The following is a 19794-nucleotide window of genomic DNA, read 5'->3' on the forward strand; positions in this document are numbered from 1 at the left end:
GAATTATCTATGCCGTATCTTCTCTCTATCATATTATGTCTTTCTTTATCGCCGATTTGGCCTCTTGGGGATAATCCACGTGCCGGAGATCCTTTTATTATTGTAAATAAAGCAACGAATAAATTAGCTTACATTGACGATGGAAAGATTCAAAAGGTTTTTCCAGTAGCGACAGGGAAAACGAATGAATTAACTCCAGAAGGAACTTTTGATGTTGTAATGAAAGCGAAGGATCCGTATTATATTGCGAAGGATATTCCAGGTGGGTCGCCAAAAAATCCACTTGGGTCAAGGTGGATTGGATTTAATGCAAGAGGAACTGATGGAAGTAAATATGGAATACATGGAACAAACCAACCGAGTTCAATTGGAAAGTATATTTCACAAGGGTGTATAAGAATGAAGAAAAACGATGTGGAATATTTGTTTGATCGCATTCCAATTGGAACGAAAGTATGGATTGTGAAATCGAAAAAATCATTTCAGCAATTGGCAAAAGAAAAAGGAGCCGTTGCATATGAAAAAGCCAACGAAAAGGTTGGCTTTTTCTATTATAATAAGTTGTCTTGACATGTGTACATAACCGTGCGTTAATGAGAATATAGAAAGATAAAATTAGATAAAGGGGTTGCTCATATGTACTTGAATCCAAAACTTTCGTATATGCAGTTTTTTATGGGATTTCTATTTGTTATTACATTCATATTGGCAACTTTTAATATATGTTCTTATCTTGTAGCGATTGTATGTATGGCATTACTTAATCTAACTTTTGTTATTGGAGCATTTCAGCAGAAACAATATACAAGTTTTGTAATAGCACTTGTAATGTCATTTTCCTTTAGTATTGTAGCGATTGTGTTTTATATAAAATAAACCATCTCGATGTCGAGATGGTTTATTTTGTCATGTGTAAAAAGTAAAAAAAGGACGAACACATCGCCCTTTTTACCAAAACATACTCGCGCCAGCAAGTAATGTTGTTACAAGCATAGAAATCAGCATCACATAAACCATAACTTTTTGAGCTTTTTTATGCATCGTTATACCTCCTTGCAAATCAGTACAATTTCATTGTAACGAGAAATGAAATTATGGACAAGGGGAGAGTGAGGACAAAATTCGGGAGGGGATTGCAAAATATAACAGGAAATTTGAGTGTGTATAGAGAATATAGTAAAAGGGTATATTGTTAATTTTTAGTTGGGCAAGCTGAAGAATGGAGATACGATGATGAAAATATACGAAACAGATCGTTTATACTTAAGGGAAATTGATGAGTCGTATGCTGAAACAGTTCTTCAATATTACGACAGAAATCGTGAATTTTTAAAAGCTTGGGAAGAGTATAGACCGGATGATTTTTTTACGCTAGATTATCAAAAGAAAAAGTTGCAAAAGGATAGAAAAGAGTTCGAAGAAGGGAAAATCATCAGACTATGGATTTTTAAAAAGGGTGATGATACGAAAATAATTGGGTGTATTTCATTTAATTTAATCGTTCGTGGCATTTATCAATCTTGTGTACTCAGTTATAAATTAGATAAAGCAGAGTTAAACAAAGGGTATACGACAGAAGCGCTTAGAAAAGCAATTCAAGTTGCTTTTGGGGAATTTCAGTTACATCGTATAGAAGCTCCGATTATGCCTCGTAATTTAGCATCTATACAAGTAGTAACGAAGATAGGTTTTCAATATGAAGGCGTGTCTAGGAAGATGTTAATGGTAAATGGCGTGTGGGAAGATCATATGCGCTGGGTATTGTTAAATGAGTAATAGAAAGCAGATGGTTATCTAGACATGTAAACCATCTGTTTTTTGTCTTGTATTTCGAAACTTTTGCGAAATTCTGTTATAATTAATAGTGTTACATACATAATGGTAGTGCAGGAGGCGCAGTCTTATGATTAATCAAGAACGTTTAGTAAATGAATTTATGGAATTAGTACAAGTAGATTCTGAAACGAAATTTGAAGCAGAAATCTGCAAAGTATTAACGAAGAAATTTACAGATTTAGGTGTAGAAGTATTTGAAGATGACACAATGGCTGTAACTGGTCATGGTGCAGGTAACTTAATTTGTACTTTACCAGCAACAAAAGATGGTGTTGATACAATTTACTTTACTTCTCATATGGATACAGTAGTTCCTGGTAATGGAATTAAGCCTTCTATTAAAGATGGATATATCGTATCAGATGGTACAACAATTTTAGGTGCGGATGATAAAGCTGGATTAGCATCAATGTTCGAAGCAATCCGTGTTTTAAAAGAGAAAAATATCCCTCATGGTAAAATAGAATTTATTATTACAGTCGGAGAAGAATCAGGTCTTGTTGGTGCAAAAGCATTAGACCGTGAGCGTATTACAGCGAAATATGGCTACGCATTAGATAGCGATGGAAAAGTTGGTGAAATCGTTGTTGCAGCTCCAACACAAGCGAAAGTGAACGCAATTATTCGCGGGAAAACAGCTCACGCTGGTGTAGCGCCGGAGAAAGGTGTATCTGCAATTACTATCGCAGCGAAAGCAATTGCGAAGATGCCACTTGGTCGCATTGACTCTGAAACGACTGCAAATATTGGACGTTTTGAAGGTGGTACACAAACGAATATCGTTTGCGATCATGTACAAATCTTTGCAGAAGCTCGTTCTTTAATTAATGAGAAAATGGAAGCACAAGTTGCGAAAATGAAAGAAGCATTTGAAACAACTGCAAAAGAAATGGGCGGTCATGCAGACGTTGAAGTAAACGTTATGTACCCAGGATTTAAATTTGCTGATGGCGATCACGTTGTAGAAGTTGCAAAACGTGCAGCTGAAAAAATTGGTCGTACACCTTCTCTTCATCAAAGTGGTGGCGGAAGTGATGCAAACGTAATTGCAGGACATGGTATCCCAACAGTTAACTTAGCGGTTGGTTATGAAGAAATTCATACAACAAACGAGAAGATTCCTGTTGAAGAATTAGCAAAAACAGCAGAATTAGTTGTTGCAATTATTGAAGAAGTAGCGAAGTAATGGAATAGAAAAAGCGTGTAAATCAATTATGATTTACACGCTTTTTATTTTGATTCGATTGCTTTGACAAGACGTATAAGCGAATATAAGAAAAACTATGGAAGTATATACGTTGTTGCTACATGTACTAGACGAGGGAATAACCTTAACGTATTCATATTGAAAATCGGAAGTAGTAAATAATTAATTGCAATGATTAATATAACTACAGGGAATGTATAGTTGAGTTTATCCCGCTATTTGCCGGACAGTAAGACCACTACCTCAAAATTCAGCGAAAGTAAAGAAGTTAGGTGGGGGCCCTGCTGCCCGTAAAAGTCCGATTAGTGAGAGTTGATTAAAGTTTCGATTTATATCGATTATAAAAAAGAACAAGTAATTATTATAACTATTGTGCAAAATTTGATATAATAAAAGAACGAACGTTCTGATTAGGGAGTGAGTACTATGCGAGAAATGTATCCGAAAAATGGTCGTGTTATTTTACATGTAGATATGAATTGCTTTTTCGCATCTGTTGAAATTGCTCATGATCCATCATTACAAGGAAAGCCATTAGCGGTTGCTGGAAATGAAAAAGAGAGAAAAGGAATTATTATAACATGTAGTTATGAGGCGAGAGAATACGGAATACGTACGACGATGCCCCTTTGGGAAGCGAAAAGGTTATGCCCGCAATTAGTTGTAAGGCGTCCTAATTTCACATTATATCGCGAAGCTTCATTTCAAATGTTTCAAGTCCTTTCTCGTTTTACAGAAAAGATACAACCAGTCTCAATAGATGAAGGATATTTAGATATTACAGATTGCTACGCACTTGGTTCGCCTCTTGAAATAGCAAAGATGATTCAACAAGCACTATTAACAGAGTTGCAGCTTCCGTGTAGTATCGGAATCGCTCCAAATCTTTTCCTAGCAAAAACAGCTTCTGATATGAAAAAACCTCTCGGTATTACCGTACTTCGAAAACGTGATATTCCAGAAATGATTTGGCCACTTTCAGTTGAAGCAATGCATGGGATTGGAGAAAAAACAGCTGAAAAATTAAATGAAATTCATATACATACAATTGAACAGTTAGCGAAGGGAGACGAGCATATCATTCGCGCTAAAATTGGCAAGCACGGTATTGATTTACAAAAGCGTGCAAAAGGTACGGATGATAGGGAAGTGGATCCGAGTCAAATGGGCCAACATAAAAGTGTCGGTAACTCGATGACTTTTTCAAAGGATATGGATGAAGAGAAAGAATTACTTGATATGTTAGAACGGTTATCAAAATCAGTGAGTAAAAGATTACAAAAGCGAACCCTTGTCAGCTATAATATTCAAATTATGATTAAATACCATGATAGGCGAACAGTAACACGGAGTAAGCAATTGAAAAATGCAATTTGGGAAGAACGCGATATTTTTCAAGCAGCATCCCGTTTATGGAAGCAACATTGGGATGGTGATTCCGTTCGTTTACTAGGTGTTACAGCTACTGAAATAGAGTGGAAGACAGAATCGGTGAAACAATTAGATTTATTTTCATTTGAAGAGGATGCGAAAAAAGAACCACTACTTGCTGTCATTGATCAAATTAACGATAAGTATGGAACACCGATTTTACAACGAGGTAGTCAACTACTACGTAAGCAAGAGAAGTCGTTTCAGCAAAAATTAGAAAATAAGTTTATGTAGAAGGTGTCATGAAGCTGTAAATATCATGACACTTTCTATTTTTATAAAAATAGAAAGTGTCGTTTTTGCACTACAAGCAAAACAATTATTTAATAATAACTCAAGTAAAAAGATAATTTTAGATGAATTTGATTTAAGTATGTATACAAATTTTTTGACGGAATATGCCGATTTGCTAAATAAGTATAAATAAAAAGCACTGTAACCAGTGCTTTTTACGATAGATTAAGAGATTGTATGATTTTCAAAAATAACAATCTCTGAGTTATTTGCTGTTGAAACGCGTTGTGCGTAATATGTGAAAGCTGAAGAAATATATGCTGGTAACGTATCATTTGTATGTGATGTTGTATATTCATGGATTAATTCCTTTAAAGTTGTCCATTCTAATTGTGCTGGGTGATCAGACACGAAAGAACTTACCCAGCGATCAAATGAAGATGAAAAATCAGTTTGTAAACGAAATACTTCTTTCATAATAAAACGCTCCCTTAAAATGTAGTATAATTATTTTAACACAAAACACGAACGATAGCTAAATTTTTTGAGTATAACGTTCGTGTTATATAGTTGTCTAGATGTTTGGTTATGTAAATTCAATTTGCCATTTGAAATAACATTCCGTAAGATGAGAGATAGAGTATATTTAGAGCTGGAGGAAAGAAAGTGGAATTTGTATTTTTAGGAACTGGTGCAGGTGTTCCTTCAAAAGGAAGGAACGTTTCAGCAATTGCTTTACAATTGTTAGAAGAACGAGGACAAACTTGGTTATTTGATTGTGGCGAGGCCACGCAACATCAAATATTACATACATCTGTACGTCCGCGCCGCATTGAAAAAATATTTATTACGCATTTACATGGCGATCATATTTTTGGATTGCCTGGTTTATTAGGTAGCCGTTCATTTCAAGGAGGAACTACGCCTTTAACGGTGTATGGACCGAAAGGAATTAAACAATTTATTGAAGTGGCATTATCGGTAAGTACGACACATGTGAAATATCCACTTGAAGTTGTGGAGATAACAGAAGAAGGTACCGTATTTGAAGATAATGAATTTTATGTAGAAACGAAAAGATTGTCACACGGTATAGAATGCTTTGGATATCGTATTGTAGAGAAAGATATACAAGGTGCTCTTTTAGTTGATAAGTTGCTTGAGATGGGTGTGAAACCAGGTCCAATCTTTAAACGTTTAAAAGATGGTGAAGTAGTTGAATTAGAGGATGGCACGATATTAAATGGAAATGAGTTTATCGGCCCACCTCAAAAAGGAAGAATTATTACTATCTTAGGTGATACGCGATATTGCGAAGCGAGTAGGGAGCTTGCGCAAGATGCAGATGTACTTGTCCATGAAGCGACTTTCGCAGCAGAAGATGAGCAACAAGCGTATGATTATTTTCATTCTACATCTAAGCAAGCTGCGAGCATTGCACTTCAGGCAAATGCGAAGCGACTAATATTAACTCACATTAGTTCTCGCTATCAAGGAGATACATATAAGGAATTATTGAAAGAGGCTAGAGAGTTGTTTTCTAATACAGAAATAGCGACAGATTTGAAATCATTCCCAGTAGAAAAATAATAATTTTGTAAAAAATGGTAACGGTAGGTTGCCATTTTTTTATGTCTAAAAAAATTTAAAAATAAAACTGTTATTATTTTATACTTATACTTGGATGATACAGAAAATTAGGATGCTTTGAATATATAGGATAAAAATACGAAATAATGATTATTTAGAAAAACTGTTATATAAGTCAGATGACATACAAGTGATACAAATAGCAGAAATGGAATTTTATTCAGAACTTTTAAAATTCAACAAAAGTAAGCGTTTTATAAAAAACAAGCTATAATGAGGGCAGGTTATAATTTATGATAAGTCGCATGTATTTTAGTCATTATCGTAACAAGTGAAGTTGACTAAATCATGAGAGAGTAACACGAGAATTATAATAGGAAAGATATTACTATTATTTGTCATAAGTCTTTTTCACTTTTTAGCTAAACGATATGATTAGCAAGTGTAGCTATTGCGAGTTCCTTAGTAGAAGCTTTTTATTAATAAGGTGGTGGAGATTTAATTGGTACACCACTCTTTAAAAGAGTTCAGAACATCAGCAGGTAGTCTAGGCGGAATAGCGGGTGCAAATTTAGTTGCATTAGCAATGGTTATATCACTTGTTTATGCTATGCTTGCAATGGCTTCTGTGTTAAACTTTGGATTGCTACCAGACTTTATTCTGGATTATCTTGTATCATTTTTAAATGAAAATAATGCTAAGATTCTTATGTATTATGATAACTGGTATTATTTCAGGTTATATTGGATTACTTTTATTCAAAAACTATCCAATTCGTACAGCAGAACAAATTCGTGGTACAACTGGAAAAGCGACAGATGTAGCAGCTTAATAGAATAGTAGAATAAATTTTTTCATAGAGGTTTAGGGGGAGTTATGATGAAGTATCGCTCAGTATTTGATATTATCGGTCCAGTTATGATTGGACCATCAAGTTCACATACAGCAGGCGCAGCAAGAATGGGGCAAGTTGCTCGCCAGCTGTTTCGTCATGAACCAGAAAGAGTAAGCATTTCGTTATATGGATCATTTGCAAAGACGTATCGAGGGCATGGTACGGATGTAGCACTAATCGGTGGAATATTAGGATTTGAAACAGATGACTTACGTATTCCAGAGGCGCTAGAAATAGCAAAAGAGCGCGAAATTGAAGTGGAATTCATTGAAGAAGATGCCAATGCACCTCACCCAAATACAGCGAGAATTCGTTTGTATAAAGGTGAAGATGAAATTGAAGTTGTTGCTTGCTCAATTGGTGGCGGTAAAATTGAAGTTGTAGAATTAAACGGATTCGATCTTCAATTATCAGGCACGAGCCCAGCACTACTTATTGTAAATAACGATCGCTTCGGTGCTATTGCAGCGGTAGCTTCAATCCTTGCGAAACATGAGATTAACATTAGTACAATGAGTGTTTCTCGTAAAGAAAAAGGAAGAAGAGCGCTTATGGTCATTGAAACAGATGAATTATTAGCAGATGAAGTGATTGAAGAAATAAAAGCGCAACAAAATATTTGTCAAGTAACTATTATGGAATAATTGCAGGGGGGACACACCATGTTTCGGAACGCAGCGGAACTAGTGGCGCAAGCTAAAGAACAAAATGTAAAAATCGCAGAAATTATGATTCAATGTGAAATGGAAACAAGAAGTATTTCACGTGAAGAAGTAATTGCTGGTATGGAAAAGAACTTAGTCGTGATGGAGCAAGCAGTAGAACGTGGTATTCGCGGCGTGAAATCACCAACTGGTTTAACTGGTGGAGATGCTGTAAAAGTTCAAGCGTATATGAAGAGTGGAAAAGGCTTATCAGGAGATACGATTTTGGACGCAGTAAGCAAAGCTGTTGCAACAAATGAAGTAAACGCGGCGATGGGAATTATTTGTGCAACACCAACAGCAGGGTCTGCTGGAACAGTGCCAGGTGTACTATTTGCACTAAGAGAAAAATTGCAGCCTACACGTGAAGAAATGATTGAATTCTTATTTACAGCAGGAGCTTTCGGTATGGTTGTTGCGAATAACGCTTGTATTTCTGGTGCAGCGGGAGGATGCCAAGCTGAAGTTGGTTCAGCAAGTGGAATGGCGGCTGCAGCCGCAGTTGAGATGGCTGGTGGAACACAAGATCAAGCAGCTACAGCGATGGCAATTTCATTAAAGAACATGCTTGGTTTAGTGTGTGATCCTGTTGCAGGACTTGTAGAAGTACCTTGTGTAAAACGTAATGCAGCAGGAGCTGCGAATGCGATGATTTCAGCAGATTTAGCATTAGCTGGTGTAACGAGTACAATTCCATGTGATGAAGTAATTGAGGCAATGTTTAGAATCGGACAAACGATGCCAGTAGCACTTCGTGAAACAGCAGAAGGTGGACTTGCAGCAACGCCGACTGGTCGTCGCCTGCAAGAAGAGATTTTTGGGAAGAACAATAACTAAGTGTAATTATAGAAAAAGGAGCTCAAATAAACTTGAGCTCCTTTTTCTATTTTTCTTTTGTTAGTTGTTCTAATGTTTTTCCAAGATTATGTGATCGTTTCGTTGCCTGTGTAATACAAGAAATAAGTGCTTGTTGAAATTTATGTTCTTGTAATACTTCAATACCTGCTTCGGTAGTTCCACCAGGAGAAGTAATTTCCTTTCTCAAAATAGAAGGGTGTTTGTCACTTGCTTTTAGCATTTCAGCAGCACCAATCATCGTTTGAAGAATAAGTGATTTTGCAACATCTTCTTTTAAACCAATTTTTTTTGCAGCTTCTTCCATAGCTTCCACTACGTAATAAATATAAGCAGGTCCACTTCCGGATAATGCAGTGACAGCATGCATATCTTCTTCCTCTACAACAGAGACGAGACCAATTGTTTCAAATAAAGATGTTGCAGTGCGAATATGCTCCGCTGTTGCATGTTTTGAAGGGGAGATAGCGGTAGCTGATTTTAAAATGGCTGCGGATGTATTTGGCATTGCACGAATAATTGGAACGTCTTTTTGAAGTAGTTTTCTAATTGAGTCAGTAGAAACACCTGCTAGTAATGAAATAATAAGCACGTTATTATTTATGTATTCTTTAAAAGGGGTAAGCGCCTCTGCAACATCCTTTGGTTTCATTGCTAGAAAAAGAATATTTGCATCAGTAAGTAATTCTTTTTTATTATGAGTACCTTTGACACTGTATTTTTTATGTAGCTCTTGTAATCTTGTCTCGTTAGAACGATTACTTACAGTAATTTGTTCACCTTTAACGACATTTGCATGTAACAAGCCACCAATAATAGCTTCGGCAATAGAGCCTGCACCGAGAAAGGAAATGTTTTGAATAGACATGATGTTCCTCCTTTAATTTTGGTTAGAAATTCTTATAAATGTACATACATTCGTTTTTTTATAGGAAACACCTCTTTTTATCTGAAAATAATGACAAATATATATAGAAGTTGTAAACTGAAGAAGTATTCATTTTTGAACCGGAAAGAGACAGGGGGGCTAAGCATGACGGCGATTCACCGAATGGAGATTCCTGTACCATTTGCAGTGGAAACTGTGAATGTGTTTTTAGTTGAGGGGGAGACATTAACATTAATTGATACAGGGACGAATACAGAAGAGGCAAGGAATGCGTTAGAAAGTCAATTAGGTGCATTAGGACATACGATAGAAGATATTGAAACAGTAGTCATTACGCATCATCATGCAGATCATTGTGGACTTTTAAATATATTTTCTGAGAAGACGAATATTATTGGACATCCTTGGAATGAGCCTTGGATTACACAAAATCCAGAATTTTTAAAGCGGTATCATGAATTTTTTAGAGAGACGGCCTTACAGTTTGGTGTGCCAGCAGCATTTTTGAAAGACGAGTCGTTATTGACGACGAGGACACTTAAATATTCTTGTAATAGATCGTTAACGCATACTGTGAGAGAAGGAGATCGTATTGATTCTTTGCCTGGATTTATAGTACTTGAAACACCAGGTCATGCTTCTACTCATATTTCTTTATATAGAGAATCTGATGGAATATTAATTGGTGGAGATGCTCTCATTAGTCATATTTCTTCGAATCCAATACTAGAACCGCCATATGAAGGGCAAACAGAGCGGGCACGCCCATTACTACAATATAATCAAACATTACAGCGTTTAAGCGAAATGAATATTTCACGCATTTTATCAGGGCATGGGGAAGATGTTCTAAATGTGAAACAACTTATTGAAACGAGATTACAAAAGCAAGAAACACGTGCTTTTAAAGTGCTTGAGTTATTAAAGGAAAAACCAATGACAGCATTTGAAGTATGTGTAAAACTATTTCCGGTATTATATAAAGAACAATTACCACTTACTATTTCAGAAACGGTTGGACAATTGGACTATTTAGCATATAATCAACAAGTGATGATTGATGAGTCATCGCAACAATTGATTTATTATGCAAAGTAGGTGACAGCAATGACAGGACGTTTACAAAATAAAGTAATCGTCATTACAGGTGCTTCTAGTGGGATTGGTGAGCAAGTTGCAATGCAAGTTGCAGCACAGGGAGCGACTCCAGTATTAATGGCTCGAACAGAAGAGAAACTACAAGCGTTAGTAGACAAAATTAAAGAAACTTATAATACGCCTTGCTATTATTATGTATTAGATGTAAGTGAAGAGATGGAAGTACAGTCTGTTTTTTCAAAGGTATTACAAGAAGTGGGACGTATTGATATATTAGTAAACAATGCGGGATTTGGTATTTTTAAAACGTTTGAAGATGCGTCAATGGGTGAAGTAAAAGATATGTTCCAAGTAAATGTATTTGGATTAGTAGCATGTACGAAAGCGGTACTACCTTATATGGTAAACAAGAACGAAGGACATATTATTAATATTGCTTCACTTGCCGGAAAAATTGCAACTCCGAAATCAAGTGCGTATGCAGCAACGAAACATGCTGTATTAGGATTTACGAATAGTTTACGCATGGAATTAGCGAATACAGATATTTATGTTACAGCAATTAATCCAGGTCCGATAGATACAAACTTTTTTGAAATAGCGGATCAATCTGGTACATATGTAAAGAATATGGGACGTTACATGTTAAAACCAACATACGTAGCAGAACAAATCGTAAAGTCGATGCACACGAAAAAACGTGAAGTAAACTTACCGAAGTGGATGGGAATTGGTCCAAAACTTTATGCTTTATTCCCAGGTTTATTTGAACGTGTAGCAGGTAAATCATTAAGTAAAAAATAGGAGATTTCCACATGGAAATCTCCTGTTTTTTATTGTTTTCCAGTCACATAATCATAAACAATATCCTCAATCTCCTCGTATAAATCAATTTCAATATTTGAATGAGTCACCGTTTGAATATGTTTCACTAGCATTTCCTGATCTTCTTTTGATATTGGACTGCATTGATATTGCTGAAAACTTTTTATAATCATTTTCTCAATTAATTTTTCGTTCATATTTTTTCCCGCCTGTATGTACGTATGTATTGTTTTATTGTACTTGAAGTGAAATAAAAAAACTACTATGCACTATTTTTGTATAAAAATTCGGTTGAGTATATTATTTTTCTAATAAAATTAAGTTTTTTTAGATTTAAAAATTTATAAATATTTAATTGACTCTATAAATATACAATATTATAATCATACTTAATTTAAAGAATCGATTTGAGGAGGAACTTATGAAAGTCGCAATTATTGGAGCCACTGGATATGGGGGCATTGAATTAATTCGTTTATTAGAACAACATCCATATTTTTCTATAGCATCTCTTCATTCTTTTTCGCAAGTTGGTGAGTGTATAACAAATGTATATCCGCATCTTCGAAATGTCCTTTTTCATACGTTACAAGAAATTGATGTGAAGACAATAGGGAAAGAAGCAGAAATCGTATTTCTAGCAACACCAGCAGGAGTATCAGCGGAGTTAACTCCCAAGTTAATAGCAGAAGGTTTAAAAGTAATTGACCTATCTGGAGACTTTCGTATGATAGATCCTTCGTCATATGAACTGTGGTATAAAAGGCCAGCAGCGAAAGAAGAAATTCTTAGAAAAGCAGTGTATGGGTTAAGTGAATGGAAAAGGACTGAGATTCAAAAGGCAAATTTAATTGCAAACCCAGGATGTTTTGCTACAGCCACATTGCTAGCGATAGCGCCGTTAATACGTAGTAGCATGATTGAAGAAGATTCGATTATTATTGATGCGAAATCAGGGGTATCAGGAGCAGGAAAAACACCAACAACAATGACTCATTTTCCTGAGCTATACGATAACTTACATATCTATAAAGTAAACCAGCATCAGCACGTTCCAGAGATTGAGCAAATGCTTACAGAATGGAATAGTGAATCACAGCCAATTACATTTAGCACACATTTAATACCGATATCACGAGGAATTATGATTACACTTTATGCAAAAGTAAAACAAAAGATGGAAATAAAGCAACTTCAAAAATTGTATGAAGAAACGTATGAACAATCGCCTTTCATCCGAATTTGTACGCAAGGGAAATTTCCAAGTCCAAAAGAAGTGAGAGGCTCAAATTATTGTGATATTGGCATAGCTTACGATGAAAGAACTGAAAGAGTTACGGTCGTTTCTGTTATAGACAATATGATGAAAGGCGCGGCTGGGCAAGCGATTCAAAATGCAAACATAATAGCGGGACTAGAAGAGACAACAGGTTTACAACATATGCCGCTTTATCTATAGGGGGGACATGATGATTAAAGTAGCGTCTATTACAAAATTAGAAAATGGTTCAATTGTAACGCCTAAAGGCTTTTCGGCAATTGGTACTGTAAATGGTCTGAAAAAGGAGAAAAAGGATTTAGGGGCAATCGTTTGTGACGTACCAGCATCATGTGCCGCTGTGTATACAACGAATCAAATACAAGCAGCCCCTTTGCAAGTAACGAAGGATAGTATAACGGCAGAAGGGAAGTTACAAGCAATTATCGTTAATAGTGGAAATGCAAATGCTTGTACTGGAATGCAAGGATTACAAGACGCATACGAGATGCGCGCGTTAGGGGCGGAACATTTTGGAGTGAAAGAAAATTACGTTGCAGTAGCTTCAACAGGTGTAATTGGTGTTCCACTGCCGATGGATATAATCCGAAAGGGGATTGCAACTCTTATACCGACGAAGGAAGAAAGTGAAGCATATTCTTTTTCTGAAGCAATTTTAACGACGGATCTTATCACGAAAGAAACTTGTTATGAAATGATTATTGATGGGAAGAAAGTGGCGATTGCGGGTGTTGCAAAAGGTTCAGGGATGATTCATCCGAATATGGCAACGATGCTTAGTTTTATTACGACAGATGCTCATATAGAGCGTGACGTATTGCAAACAGCATTATCCCAAATTACGAATCATACATTTAATCAAATTACGGTAGATGGAGATACTTCTACGAATGATATGGTCATCGTTATGGCAAGTGGATTATCAGAAACAAGCCCGATAAATATGGAACATACAGATTGGGAAACTTTCGTATGTACTTTACAGAAGGTATGTGAAGATTTAGCAAAAAAAATTGCGCAAGATGGTGAAGGCGCTACGAAGTTAATAGAAGTAAATGTGCTAGGAGCTCAAACGAATGAAGAGGCAAAAAAAATTGCAAAGCAAATAGTCGGTTCGAGTCTTGTGAAAACAGCAATATATGGTGAAGACCCAAACTGGGGACGAATTATTAGCAGTATTGGACAAAGTGAAGTAGCTATTAATCCGAATACAATTGACATTACTCTTCAATCTATATCGGTATTAAAAAATAGTGAGCCTCAAACATTTTCTGAAGAAGAAATGAAAGAGAGATTACAAGAAGATGAAATAGTGATTAATGTGTACTTACACTTAGGTGAAGAGACAGGATCAGCTTGGGGCTGTGACTTAAGCTATGGATATGTGAAAATAAATGCTTGTTATCGTACATAAGGAGAGAGAAGATGAGCGATTATATTGTAGTGAAATGCGGCGGTAGTATGTTGAATCAATTAAATGCTGTGTTTTTTGATTGTATAAAGAAATTGCAACAGAAGTATAAAGTAGTGATTGTTCATGGTGGTGGGCCAGAAATTGATGCCAAATTAAAAGATTGTAACATCAACGTAGAAAAAAGAGATGGATTACGCGTAACACCAAAAGAAGTTATGGATGTTGTTCAAATGGTGCTATGCGGAAGTACGAATAAAAAACTCGTAATGAATTTACAAAAGCATAATTTACTTGCTGTAGGTTGTTCAGGGTGTGACGGCAATTTACTTCAAGTTCAACCTGTCAGCGAGGAGATAGGATATGTGGGAGAAGTAAGTTATGTAGAAACAGCCTTATTAAAAGGATTAATAAATATGGGGTATATTCCTGTTATTGCTCCAATCGGGGTAAATGGTAATGAAATTTATAACATAAATGCGGACAATGCTGCAGCTGGGATTGCGGCCGCGTTAGGGGCAAAAGAGCTGATTTTTATTACGGATGTAGATGGAATATTACATGAAGGGAATTTGGTAAAGGAAACGGATGAATCTGAAATTGCTACTTTTATAGAAACAGGTGTTATTACAGGTGGGATGATTCCGAAAGTACAGGCGGCACTAGCATCATTAAAAATGGGAGTGCAAAAGATAAGTATTGTGAATGGTACAAAAGATTTTACTGAGGTTACGGGAGAGTGTATTGGAACGACGGTAACGAAAGGCGTGAGTATTGCATGACGAGTCATCTTTTTCAAACGTATGGCAGAAGAACTATTGAGTTTGTAAAGGGAACTGGAACGAAAGTTATTGATAATAACGGTAAGGAATATTTAGATTTCACATCAGGAATTGGCGTATGTAATTTAGGACATTGTCACCCTACTGTTCTCAAAGGTGTACAAGATCAACTTGATGATATATGGCATATATCTAACCTGTTTACAAACAGCTTACAAGAAGAAGTTGCGTCATTATTAACAGAAAATAGAGCATTAGATTATGTGTTTTTCTGTAATAGTGGGGCAGAGGCAAATGAAGCGGCTTTAAAGTTAGCACGTAAGCATACTGGAAAATCTCTCGTCGTAACATGCCAGCAGTCTTTTCACGGTAGAACATTTGGAACGATGAGTGCAACAGGCCAAGATAAGGTAAAAGAAGGATTTGGTCCATTACTTCCATCTTTTTTACATATCCCTTTTAATAATATTAAAGCATTAGAGGAAGTAATGAATGAAGAAGTTGCGGCGGTAATGGTAGAAGTTGTTCAAGGAGAGGGAGGAGTAATACCTGCCGATCTATCTTTTTTGAAAGAGATTGAAACATTATGTAATAAGTTCGGTTCCTTATTTATTATAGACGAAGTACAAACGGGGATAGGAAGAACTGGAACACTATTCGCTTATGAACAAGTGCGAATAGAGCCTGATATCGTTACCGTTGCAAAGGCACTTGGGAATGGGGTTCCTGTCGGAGCGATGATTGGCCGGAAAGAGCTCGGAACGTCGTTTACTGCAGGATCACACGGTTCAACTTTTGGCGGGAATTACATCGCGATGGCTGCAGCGAAAGAAGTATTGCAAGTGAGTAAAAAACCATCGTTTTTAAAAGAAGTACAAGAAAAGGGCGAGTACGTATTAGAGAAGTTGCAAGAGGAATTACAGCATGTCGAATGTATTCAAAATATACGTGGTAAGGGGCTTATGATTGGGATTGAGTGTAAGCATGAAGTTGCAAGTTTTATAGAACAACTAGAAAACGAAGGGCTTCTCGTATTACAAGCAGGCCCTAATGTTATAAGACTATTACCGCCACTCATTGTCACGAATGAAGAGTTAGAACAGGCAGTATATATAATAAAAAAAGTAGTTTGTACAAAAAACGTATCAATCATATAAGGGGGAAGTTTCATGTCAACTGTACAAGTACCGAAATTAAATACGAAAGATCTTTTAACACTAGAAGAATTAACGAAAGAAGAAATTATTTCTTTAATTGAGTTCGCTATATATTTAAAAAAGAATAAGCAAGAGCCTTTATTACAAGGCAAAATATTGGGGCTTATTTTTGATAAGCATTCAACTCGTACTCGTGTATCTTTTGAAGCGGGAATGGTACAACTCGGGGGACATGGTATGTTTTTAAGTGGAAAAGAGATGCAAATGGGAAGAGGAGAAACTGTTTCAGATACTGCGAAAGTATTATCGCAGTATATTGACGGGATTATGATACGTACATTCTCGCACGCGGATGTAGAAGAGCTTGCAAAAGAATCGAGTATTCCTGTTATTAACGGTTTAACGGATGATCATCATCCTTGTCAAGCATTGGCAGACCTCATGACAATATATGAAGAAACAAATACATTTAAAGGAATAAAATTGGCTTACGTAGGTGACGGAAATAATGTATGTCATTCATTGTTGCTAGCGAGTGCAAAAGTCGGAATGCATATGACTGTTGCAACGCCTGTAGGATATGAACCGAATGAAGAGATTGTAAAAAAAGCGTTAGCGATTGCCAAGGAAACAGGAGCTGAGATTGAAGTTTTGCATAATCCTGAATTAGCGGTGAATGAAGCGGATTTCATTTATACTGACGTTTGGATGAGCATGGGGCAAGAGGGCGAAGAAGAGAAATATTCTTTATTTCAACCTTACCAAATCAATAACGAACTTGTTAAGCATGCGAAGCAAACATATCGTTTCTTACACTGTTTACCTGCCCATCGTGAAGAAGAAGTAACAGGAAAAATTATAGATGGACCGCAGTCTATCGTCTTTGAGCAAGCTGGTAATCGATTGCATGCTCAAAAAGCGTTATTAGTGAGTTTATTTAAAAATGTAGAAGAGCCTTCCTAAAAGGGAGGTTTTTTTATATTAAAATGTCATATGTATATTTAGTTAACCATTTCGATATCATTTATAATAAAAGAGAAAACTAAATTTGTTTTTCAGAGTGTGTAAGGACATACTACATATAAAAATATAGTTAAAGAGATGATGAGGGTGAAAACAACTAAGAAAACATATTCGTTTTTTCAGCGGATGTGGAGAATATTAAAGTTTCAATATTATAAGTTGCTTCGATCGCCAGAAGGCGCAAAGAAAGTATCGTTAGGGTTTGCTATAGGATTCGGCTTAGAAATGTTAGTCATTTATACGGCATCGCTCGTATATGTAATATTTTATCCAATCGTCAGGCTAGCAAAGGGATCTTTTCCTGCGGCAGTTATTGGCAATATTATTGGGAAAATATCGTTTCTCCCAGTATTTTTATTTCCGCTTGCGTATGCGCTAGGAAAAATGATTTATCCATTTCATGTACAGAAAATTCATCATGAACCATTTAAGATATCGGACTTGTTTTCAAGTCACATTTTTACGATATTAAAGAGCTTATTACAAAGTGAAGTGTATGTATTAATTGGAATGACGATTTTAGGAGTTGTGTTTGGTCTCATTTCGTATTTCGTTGTGCATTATTTATACGAAAAGAACCGTAAGTTACGCTTGAAGAAAAGGAAGAAACGAGTGAGAGAACCACTTGTACAATTATAAACAATGTCACATCCATTTTCTCCTTTGAATATGTTTAAGAAAAAGGAGGAGAGGATAATGTATTATTATTACGTACCTCAAGTATATCCATATGTAAATTATTATCCGGTTTATGATACGAGTAGACAATACGAATTATATCGGCAACAACAATTACAGCAATTATCACAAATACCACAATTACCACAACAACAGCCTACACAGGAAAAAAAACCATATTTAACAACATGGCCATATTCCAATGTGTACTATGGTAACTATTACGAATCATAAAGCTGCTTCTATTTAGAAGCAGCTTTATACGTTTGTTTTCAAAATTAAATTTTGAATGGTTTGAAGAGAATGGATGAGCTTTTCGCGCTCTTCCTCAGATAATGTTTGGAAATTTTCTTTTAGTTTGTCTAAAATGAATTGCTGATACTGATTTACTAATAATTTCCCTTCAGCTGTTAGGGAAATTAAAATGACCCGTCGATCTTTTTCGCTATAATGACGCTCTATTAGTTCTTCTTGAATAAGTTTGTTTAATAGAGGTGTCATGTTAGGCCGTGAAATCGCTAGCCGCTTGCCGATTTCGGAAACTGCTAATGTGCCGTTTTCATGCAAAAGCAGTAATACTTGTGTATGTGATGGCGGCATATGTCTTTGAGAAGAAAATTCTCCAGGAAGCATAAATTTGCGATAAAAAAGAGGCACTAGCGAAAGAAGATGATCAACAATACGTTCCCACTCGCGTGATTCCATATAAAGGCCCCCTTCCACTATCATTGTAACAAAAAAGACATGTTATAAAAATAGAATTGTTTCATGGGAATTTTAATATTTGTAGGCCAATACTTTTTTTGTAAATGAATCGGCAATAATCGTATAGCCTTTATCATTTGGGTGTACTTGGTCAAAGAGCAATTCTTTTTTATCATTCGATATTAATTTACGAATTGGCAAAACGATAGATGGTTGATTCACTTTTGCAATGGAATAAACGGATTCATTCCAGCCGTCTAAAAACATATCTGCATAACTTGCGATGGAGTCATCGAGTTGTAACGGGTTATAGAGTTCAGAAAGAATGAGTAAAGCATCCGGATTTTGATCTCGGACTGTCTTTACAATATTTTTTACATCCGCTTCAAAATGAGCTTTTTCTTTATTTAACATTTTAATACCGTCTATAACACCGACATCACGATTTAAGCGAAATAAATTATTTCCCCCAATATTAATTGTAATGATATTTGCTGCTCTAATTTTTTGCTTTACATCTTCTGATTGAACTTTTTTAGCGAGACGATCTGTTGTAAGACCGTTTATCCCAAGGTTTTCTACAGTAATTGGTTTATGAATTTGTGCTTCTATTTGTTTAGAGGCTAATTCAGCAAATCCACCTTGTGTTGATCCATATCCTTTGGCGAGCGAATCACCTAGTACGAGATGATAAAAGGAATCGTTTGTTTGCTTATCAATCCAACTTGGAGTAGATGTTTTTTCTGTTTTTTCTTCGGGTTCATTTTGTTTTGTCTCGTCGTTCTTTTCAAAATAAGAATAAGAAATGATCAGAAGGAGGAGACAAACAATTGTTAAGATGACTTTTTTCATAAATTCATCCTCCTTGTAATTGGTAATTGTATCATATTCAGCAGTATTAGCAATGTAAGGGCATATTATATGTTTATGAAAAGTTTATAATAACTTTACAGAAAATTTGTTGAAGTTTGTCAAAAAATATTGACGATAGGAAAGAACTTTATATATGATAATGTCAGATAAGGTGAAATTTTAATTAGTGGGAGCTTTATTTCCTATTAATTGTTAGTCTTCATCAATCGGGCGTTTAAGGGGACTACTCGTTAGCGCAGGGTGAAATGAAAATTGTGTCTCTAATAGAAGAAAAAAGGTATGTGGTTAGAGACAGATAGGGATTCATTTCATTATTTCTGG

General features: G+C 35.8%; 24 protein-coding genes and 1 pseudogene. 19 read left to right on the forward strand and 6 right to left on the reverse strand.

The window, feature by feature from the left end; translation table 11 throughout:
* Positions 1-9 precede the first annotated feature (9 nt).
* Together BLT20_RS06535 and BLT20_RS06540 are read left to right on the forward strand one after the other, a co-directional pair.
* A complete protein-coding gene (locus BLT20_RS06535; RefSeq protein ID WP_001146566.1) occupies positions 10-570 on the forward strand; it encodes a L,D-transpeptidase in 561 nt (186 codons plus the stop codon).
* A 66-nt stretch (positions 571-636) separates the two neighbouring features.
* Positions 637-876 carry a DUF3894 domain-containing protein gene (locus BLT20_RS06540; protein WP_000281167.1) on the forward strand — a complete coding sequence of 80 codons (240 nt, stop codon included), beginning with the start codon at positions 637-639 and terminating at the stop codon, positions 874-876.
* Positions 877-948: 72 nt separating this feature from the next.
* Here BLT20_RS06540 and prli42 read toward each other — a convergent pair whose 3' ends face one another.
* Positions 949-1041, reverse strand: coding sequence for a stressosome-associated protein Prli42 (gene prli42, locus BLT20_RS30505; RefSeq protein WP_000549040.1), 93 nt, complete (start codon positions 1039-1041; stop codon positions 949-951).
* 189 nt (positions 1042-1230) lie between these two features.
* Between prli42 and BLT20_RS06550 the strand changes: the two genes are divergently transcribed.
* The 4 genes and pseudogenes from BLT20_RS06550 to BLT20_RS30760 form a co-directional block, all read left to right on the forward strand.
* Positions 1231-1776, forward strand: a complete 546-nt coding sequence (locus tag BLT20_RS06550; protein ID WP_001987197.1) for a GNAT family N-acetyltransferase — start codon at positions 1231-1233, stop codon at positions 1774-1776.
* Positions 1777-1903: 127 nt separating this feature from the next.
* Entirely contained in the window at positions 1904-3022 is a 1119-nt protein-coding gene (locus BLT20_RS06555; RefSeq protein ID WP_000609803.1) for a tripeptidase T, read from the forward strand.
* Between the two features lie 447 nt (positions 3023-3469).
* Positions 3470-4708, forward strand: a complete 1239-nt coding sequence (locus BLT20_RS06560) for a DNA polymerase IV (RefSeq protein ID WP_001208858.1) — start codon at positions 3470-3472, stop codon at positions 4706-4708.
* A 58-nt stretch (positions 4709-4766) separates the two neighbouring features.
* Positions 4767-4901, forward strand: a pseudogene (locus tag BLT20_RS30760) (DNA polymerase IV); the annotation flags it as partial.
* A 32-nt stretch (positions 4902-4933) separates the two neighbouring features.
* Here the strand turns inward: BLT20_RS30760 and BLT20_RS06570 are convergent.
* Positions 4934-5185: a DUF3932 family protein gene (locus tag BLT20_RS06570; protein WP_000665704.1), complete on the reverse strand. Its 252-nt coding sequence runs from the start codon at positions 5183-5185 to the stop codon at positions 4934-4936.
* 189 nt (positions 5186-5374) lie between these two features.
* On the opposite strand from BLT20_RS06570, the gene rnz reads away from it, so the two are divergent.
* From rnz to sdaAA, 4 genes are all read left to right on the forward strand, one after another.
* The gene (gene rnz / locus BLT20_RS06575; RefSeq protein WP_000397455.1) at positions 5375-6298 is read left to right on the forward strand and encodes a ribonuclease Z; all 924 of its coding nucleotides are present in this window, start codon (positions 5375-5377) and stop codon (positions 6296-6298) included.
* Between the two features lie 686 nt (positions 6299-6984).
* A complete protein-coding gene (locus BLT20_RS31305; protein WP_370685670.1) occupies positions 6985-7131 on the forward strand; it encodes a hypothetical protein in 147 nt (48 codons plus the stop codon).
* Between the two features lie 47 nt (positions 7132-7178).
* Positions 7179-7838, forward strand: a complete 660-nt coding sequence (gene sdaAB, locus BLT20_RS06590; RefSeq protein ID WP_000877445.1) for an L-serine ammonia-lyase, iron-sulfur-dependent subunit beta — start codon at positions 7179-7181, stop codon at positions 7836-7838.
* A gap of 18 nt (positions 7839-7856) precedes the next feature.
* Positions 7857-8735, forward strand: coding sequence for an L-serine ammonia-lyase, iron-sulfur-dependent, subunit alpha (gene sdaAA, locus BLT20_RS06595; protein ID WP_000489461.1), 879 nt, complete (start codon positions 7857-7859; stop codon positions 8733-8735).
* Between the two features lie 46 nt (positions 8736-8781).
* On the opposite strand, the gene proI is transcribed toward sdaAA, so the two are convergent.
* On the reverse strand, positions 8782-9621 hold the full coding sequence (gene proI, locus BLT20_RS06600; protein WP_000027263.1) for a pyrroline-5-carboxylate reductase ProI: 840 nt from the start codon (positions 9619-9621) through the stop codon (positions 8782-8784).
* 165 nt (positions 9622-9786) lie between these two features.
* On the opposite strand from proI, the gene BLT20_RS06605 reads away from it, so the two are divergent.
* Both BLT20_RS06605 and BLT20_RS06610 read left to right on the forward strand, forming a co-directional pair.
* Positions 9787-10740, forward strand: a complete 954-nt coding sequence (locus tag BLT20_RS06605; protein ID WP_000125118.1) for an MBL fold metallo-hydrolase — start codon at positions 9787-9789, stop codon at positions 10738-10740.
* 9 nt (positions 10741-10749) lie between these two features.
* On the forward strand, positions 10750-11544 hold the full coding sequence (locus tag BLT20_RS06610) for an SDR family NAD(P)-dependent oxidoreductase (protein ID WP_000147794.1): 795 nt from the start codon (positions 10750-10752) through the stop codon (positions 11542-11544).
* Positions 11545-11573: 29 nt separating this feature from the next.
* Here the strand turns inward: BLT20_RS06610 and BLT20_RS06615 are convergent, their stop codons facing one another.
* Positions 11574-11762, reverse strand: a complete 189-nt coding sequence (locus tag BLT20_RS06615; protein ID WP_001003222.1) for a YqzH family protein — start codon at positions 11760-11762, stop codon at positions 11574-11576.
* Between the two features lie 224 nt (positions 11763-11986).
* Between BLT20_RS06615 and argC the strand changes: the two genes are divergently transcribed.
* The 7 genes from argC to BLT20_RS06650 all read left to right on the forward strand — a co-directional run bounded on the left by argC (position 11987) and on the right by BLT20_RS06650 (position 18129).
* Positions 11987-13024: an N-acetyl-gamma-glutamyl-phosphate reductase gene (argC, locus tag BLT20_RS06620; protein WP_000861242.1), complete on the forward strand. Its 1038-nt coding sequence runs from the start codon at positions 11987-11989 to the stop codon at positions 13022-13024.
* 10 nt (positions 13025-13034) lie between these two features.
* Complete coding sequence (gene argJ / locus BLT20_RS06625) at positions 13035-14258, forward strand: bifunctional glutamate N-acetyltransferase/amino-acid acetyltransferase ArgJ (protein ID WP_000598397.1); 1224 nt, start codon at positions 13035-13037, stop codon at positions 14256-14258.
* Between the two features lie 11 nt (positions 14259-14269).
* Positions 14270-15037, forward strand: coding sequence for an acetylglutamate kinase (gene argB / locus BLT20_RS06630; protein WP_001286792.1), 768 nt, complete (start codon positions 14270-14272; stop codon positions 15035-15037).
* Entirely contained in the window at positions 15034-16194 is a 1161-nt protein-coding gene (locus BLT20_RS06635; RefSeq protein WP_000200550.1) for an acetylornithine transaminase, read from the forward strand. Before argB ends, BLT20_RS06635 begins: the two co-directional genes overlap by 4 nt.
* Before the next feature lie 12 nt (positions 16195-16206).
* A complete protein-coding gene (argF, locus tag BLT20_RS06640; RefSeq protein ID WP_000108865.1) occupies positions 16207-17157 on the forward strand; it encodes an ornithine carbamoyltransferase in 951 nt (316 codons plus the stop codon).
* 138 nt (positions 17158-17295) lie between these two features.
* The gene (locus BLT20_RS06645) at positions 17296-17856 is read left to right on the forward strand and encodes a DUF2062 domain-containing protein (protein ID WP_002026296.1); all 561 of its coding nucleotides are present in this window, start codon (positions 17296-17298) and stop codon (positions 17854-17856) included.
* 57 nt (positions 17857-17913) lie between these two features.
* Complete coding sequence (locus tag BLT20_RS06650) at positions 17914-18129, forward strand: hypothetical protein (RefSeq protein WP_000291956.1); 216 nt, start codon at positions 17914-17916, stop codon at positions 18127-18129.
* A 24-nt stretch (positions 18130-18153) separates the two neighbouring features.
* Here BLT20_RS06650 and BLT20_RS06655 read toward each other — a convergent pair whose 3' ends face one another.
* Together BLT20_RS06655 and BLT20_RS06660 are read right to left on the reverse strand one after the other, a co-directional pair.
* Positions 18154-18600, reverse strand: a complete 447-nt coding sequence (locus BLT20_RS06655) for a MarR family winged helix-turn-helix transcriptional regulator (RefSeq protein WP_000445819.1) — start codon at positions 18598-18600, stop codon at positions 18154-18156.
* 72 nt (positions 18601-18672) lie between these two features.
* Positions 18673-19452, reverse strand: a complete 780-nt coding sequence (locus tag BLT20_RS06660) for a GDSL-type esterase/lipase family protein (RefSeq protein ID WP_000755838.1) — start codon at positions 19450-19452, stop codon at positions 18673-18675.
* Positions 19453-19794 lie beyond the last annotated feature (342 nt).

This window comes from Bacillus sp. cl96, assembly GCF_900100505.1.
In the GTDB taxonomy this organism is placed as follows: Bacteria; Bacillota; Bacilli; order Bacillales; family Bacillaceae_G; genus Bacillus_A; species Bacillus_A cereus.

Coding starts and splice junctions, on each gene's coding strand:
- BLT20_RS06535 (WP_001146566.1), top strand. CDS start 10: ATGCCGTATCTTCTCTCTATCATATTATGTCTTTCTTTATCGCCGATT.
- BLT20_RS06635 (WP_000200550.1), top strand. CDS start 15,034: ATGACGAGTCATCTTTTTCAAACGTATGGCAGAAGAACTATTGAGTTT.
- BLT20_RS06570 (WP_000665704.1), bottom strand. CDS start 5,185: ATGAAAGAAGTATTTCGTTTACAAACTGATTTTTCATCTTCATTTGAT.
- BLT20_RS06610 (WP_000147794.1), top strand. CDS start 10,750: ATGACAGGACGTTTACAAAATAAAGTAATCGTCATTACAGGTGCTTCT.
- proI (WP_000027263.1), bottom strand. CDS start 9,621: ATGTCTATTCAAAACATTTCCTTTCTCGGTGCAGGCTCTATTGCCGAA.
- argJ (WP_000598397.1), top strand. CDS start 13,035: ATGATTAAAGTAGCGTCTATTACAAAATTAGAAAATGGTTCAATTGTA.
- argC (WP_000861242.1), top strand. CDS start 11,987: ATGAAAGTCGCAATTATTGGAGCCACTGGATATGGGGGCATTGAATTA.
- BLT20_RS06550 (WP_001987197.1), top strand. CDS start 1,231: ATGATGAAAATATACGAAACAGATCGTTTATACTTAAGGGAAATTGAT.
- BLT20_RS06560 (WP_001208858.1), top strand. CDS start 3,470: ATGCGAGAAATGTATCCGAAAAATGGTCGTGTTATTTTACATGTAGAT.
- sdaAB (WP_000877445.1), top strand. CDS start 7,179: ATGAAGTATCGCTCAGTATTTGATATTATCGGTCCAGTTATGATTGGA.
- argB (WP_001286792.1), top strand. CDS start 14,270: ATGAGCGATTATATTGTAGTGAAATGCGGCGGTAGTATGTTGAATCAA.
- BLT20_RS31305 (WP_370685670.1), top strand. CDS start 6,985: ATGAAAATAATGCTAAGATTCTTATGTATTATGATAACTGGTATTATT.
- BLT20_RS06660 (WP_000755838.1), bottom strand. CDS start 19,452: ATGAAAAAAGTCATCTTAACAATTGTTTGTCTCCTCCTTCTGATCATT.
- argF (WP_000108865.1), top strand. CDS start 16,207: ATGTCAACTGTACAAGTACCGAAATTAAATACGAAAGATCTTTTAACA.
- BLT20_RS06540 (WP_000281167.1), top strand. CDS start 637: ATGTACTTGAATCCAAAACTTTCGTATATGCAGTTTTTTATGGGATTT.
- BLT20_RS06650 (WP_000291956.1), top strand. CDS start 17,914: ATGTATTATTATTACGTACCTCAAGTATATCCATATGTAAATTATTAT.
- BLT20_RS06615 (WP_001003222.1), bottom strand. CDS start 11,762: ATGAACGAAAAATTAATTGAGAAAATGATTATAAAAAGTTTTCAGCAA.
- sdaAA (WP_000489461.1), top strand. CDS start 7,857: ATGTTTCGGAACGCAGCGGAACTAGTGGCGCAAGCTAAAGAACAAAAT.
- prli42 (WP_000549040.1), bottom strand. CDS start 1,041: ATGCATAAAAAAGCTCAAAAAGTTATGGTTTATGTGATGCTGATTTCT.
- BLT20_RS06555 (WP_000609803.1), top strand. CDS start 1,904: ATGATTAATCAAGAACGTTTAGTAAATGAATTTATGGAATTAGTACAA.
- BLT20_RS06605 (WP_000125118.1), top strand. CDS start 9,787: ATGACGGCGATTCACCGAATGGAGATTCCTGTACCATTTGCAGTGGAA.
- BLT20_RS06645 (WP_002026296.1), top strand. CDS start 17,296: ATGATGAGGGTGAAAACAACTAAGAAAACATATTCGTTTTTTCAGCGG.
- BLT20_RS06655 (WP_000445819.1), bottom strand. CDS start 18,600: ATGGAATCACGCGAGTGGGAACGTATTGTTGATCATCTTCTTTCGCTA.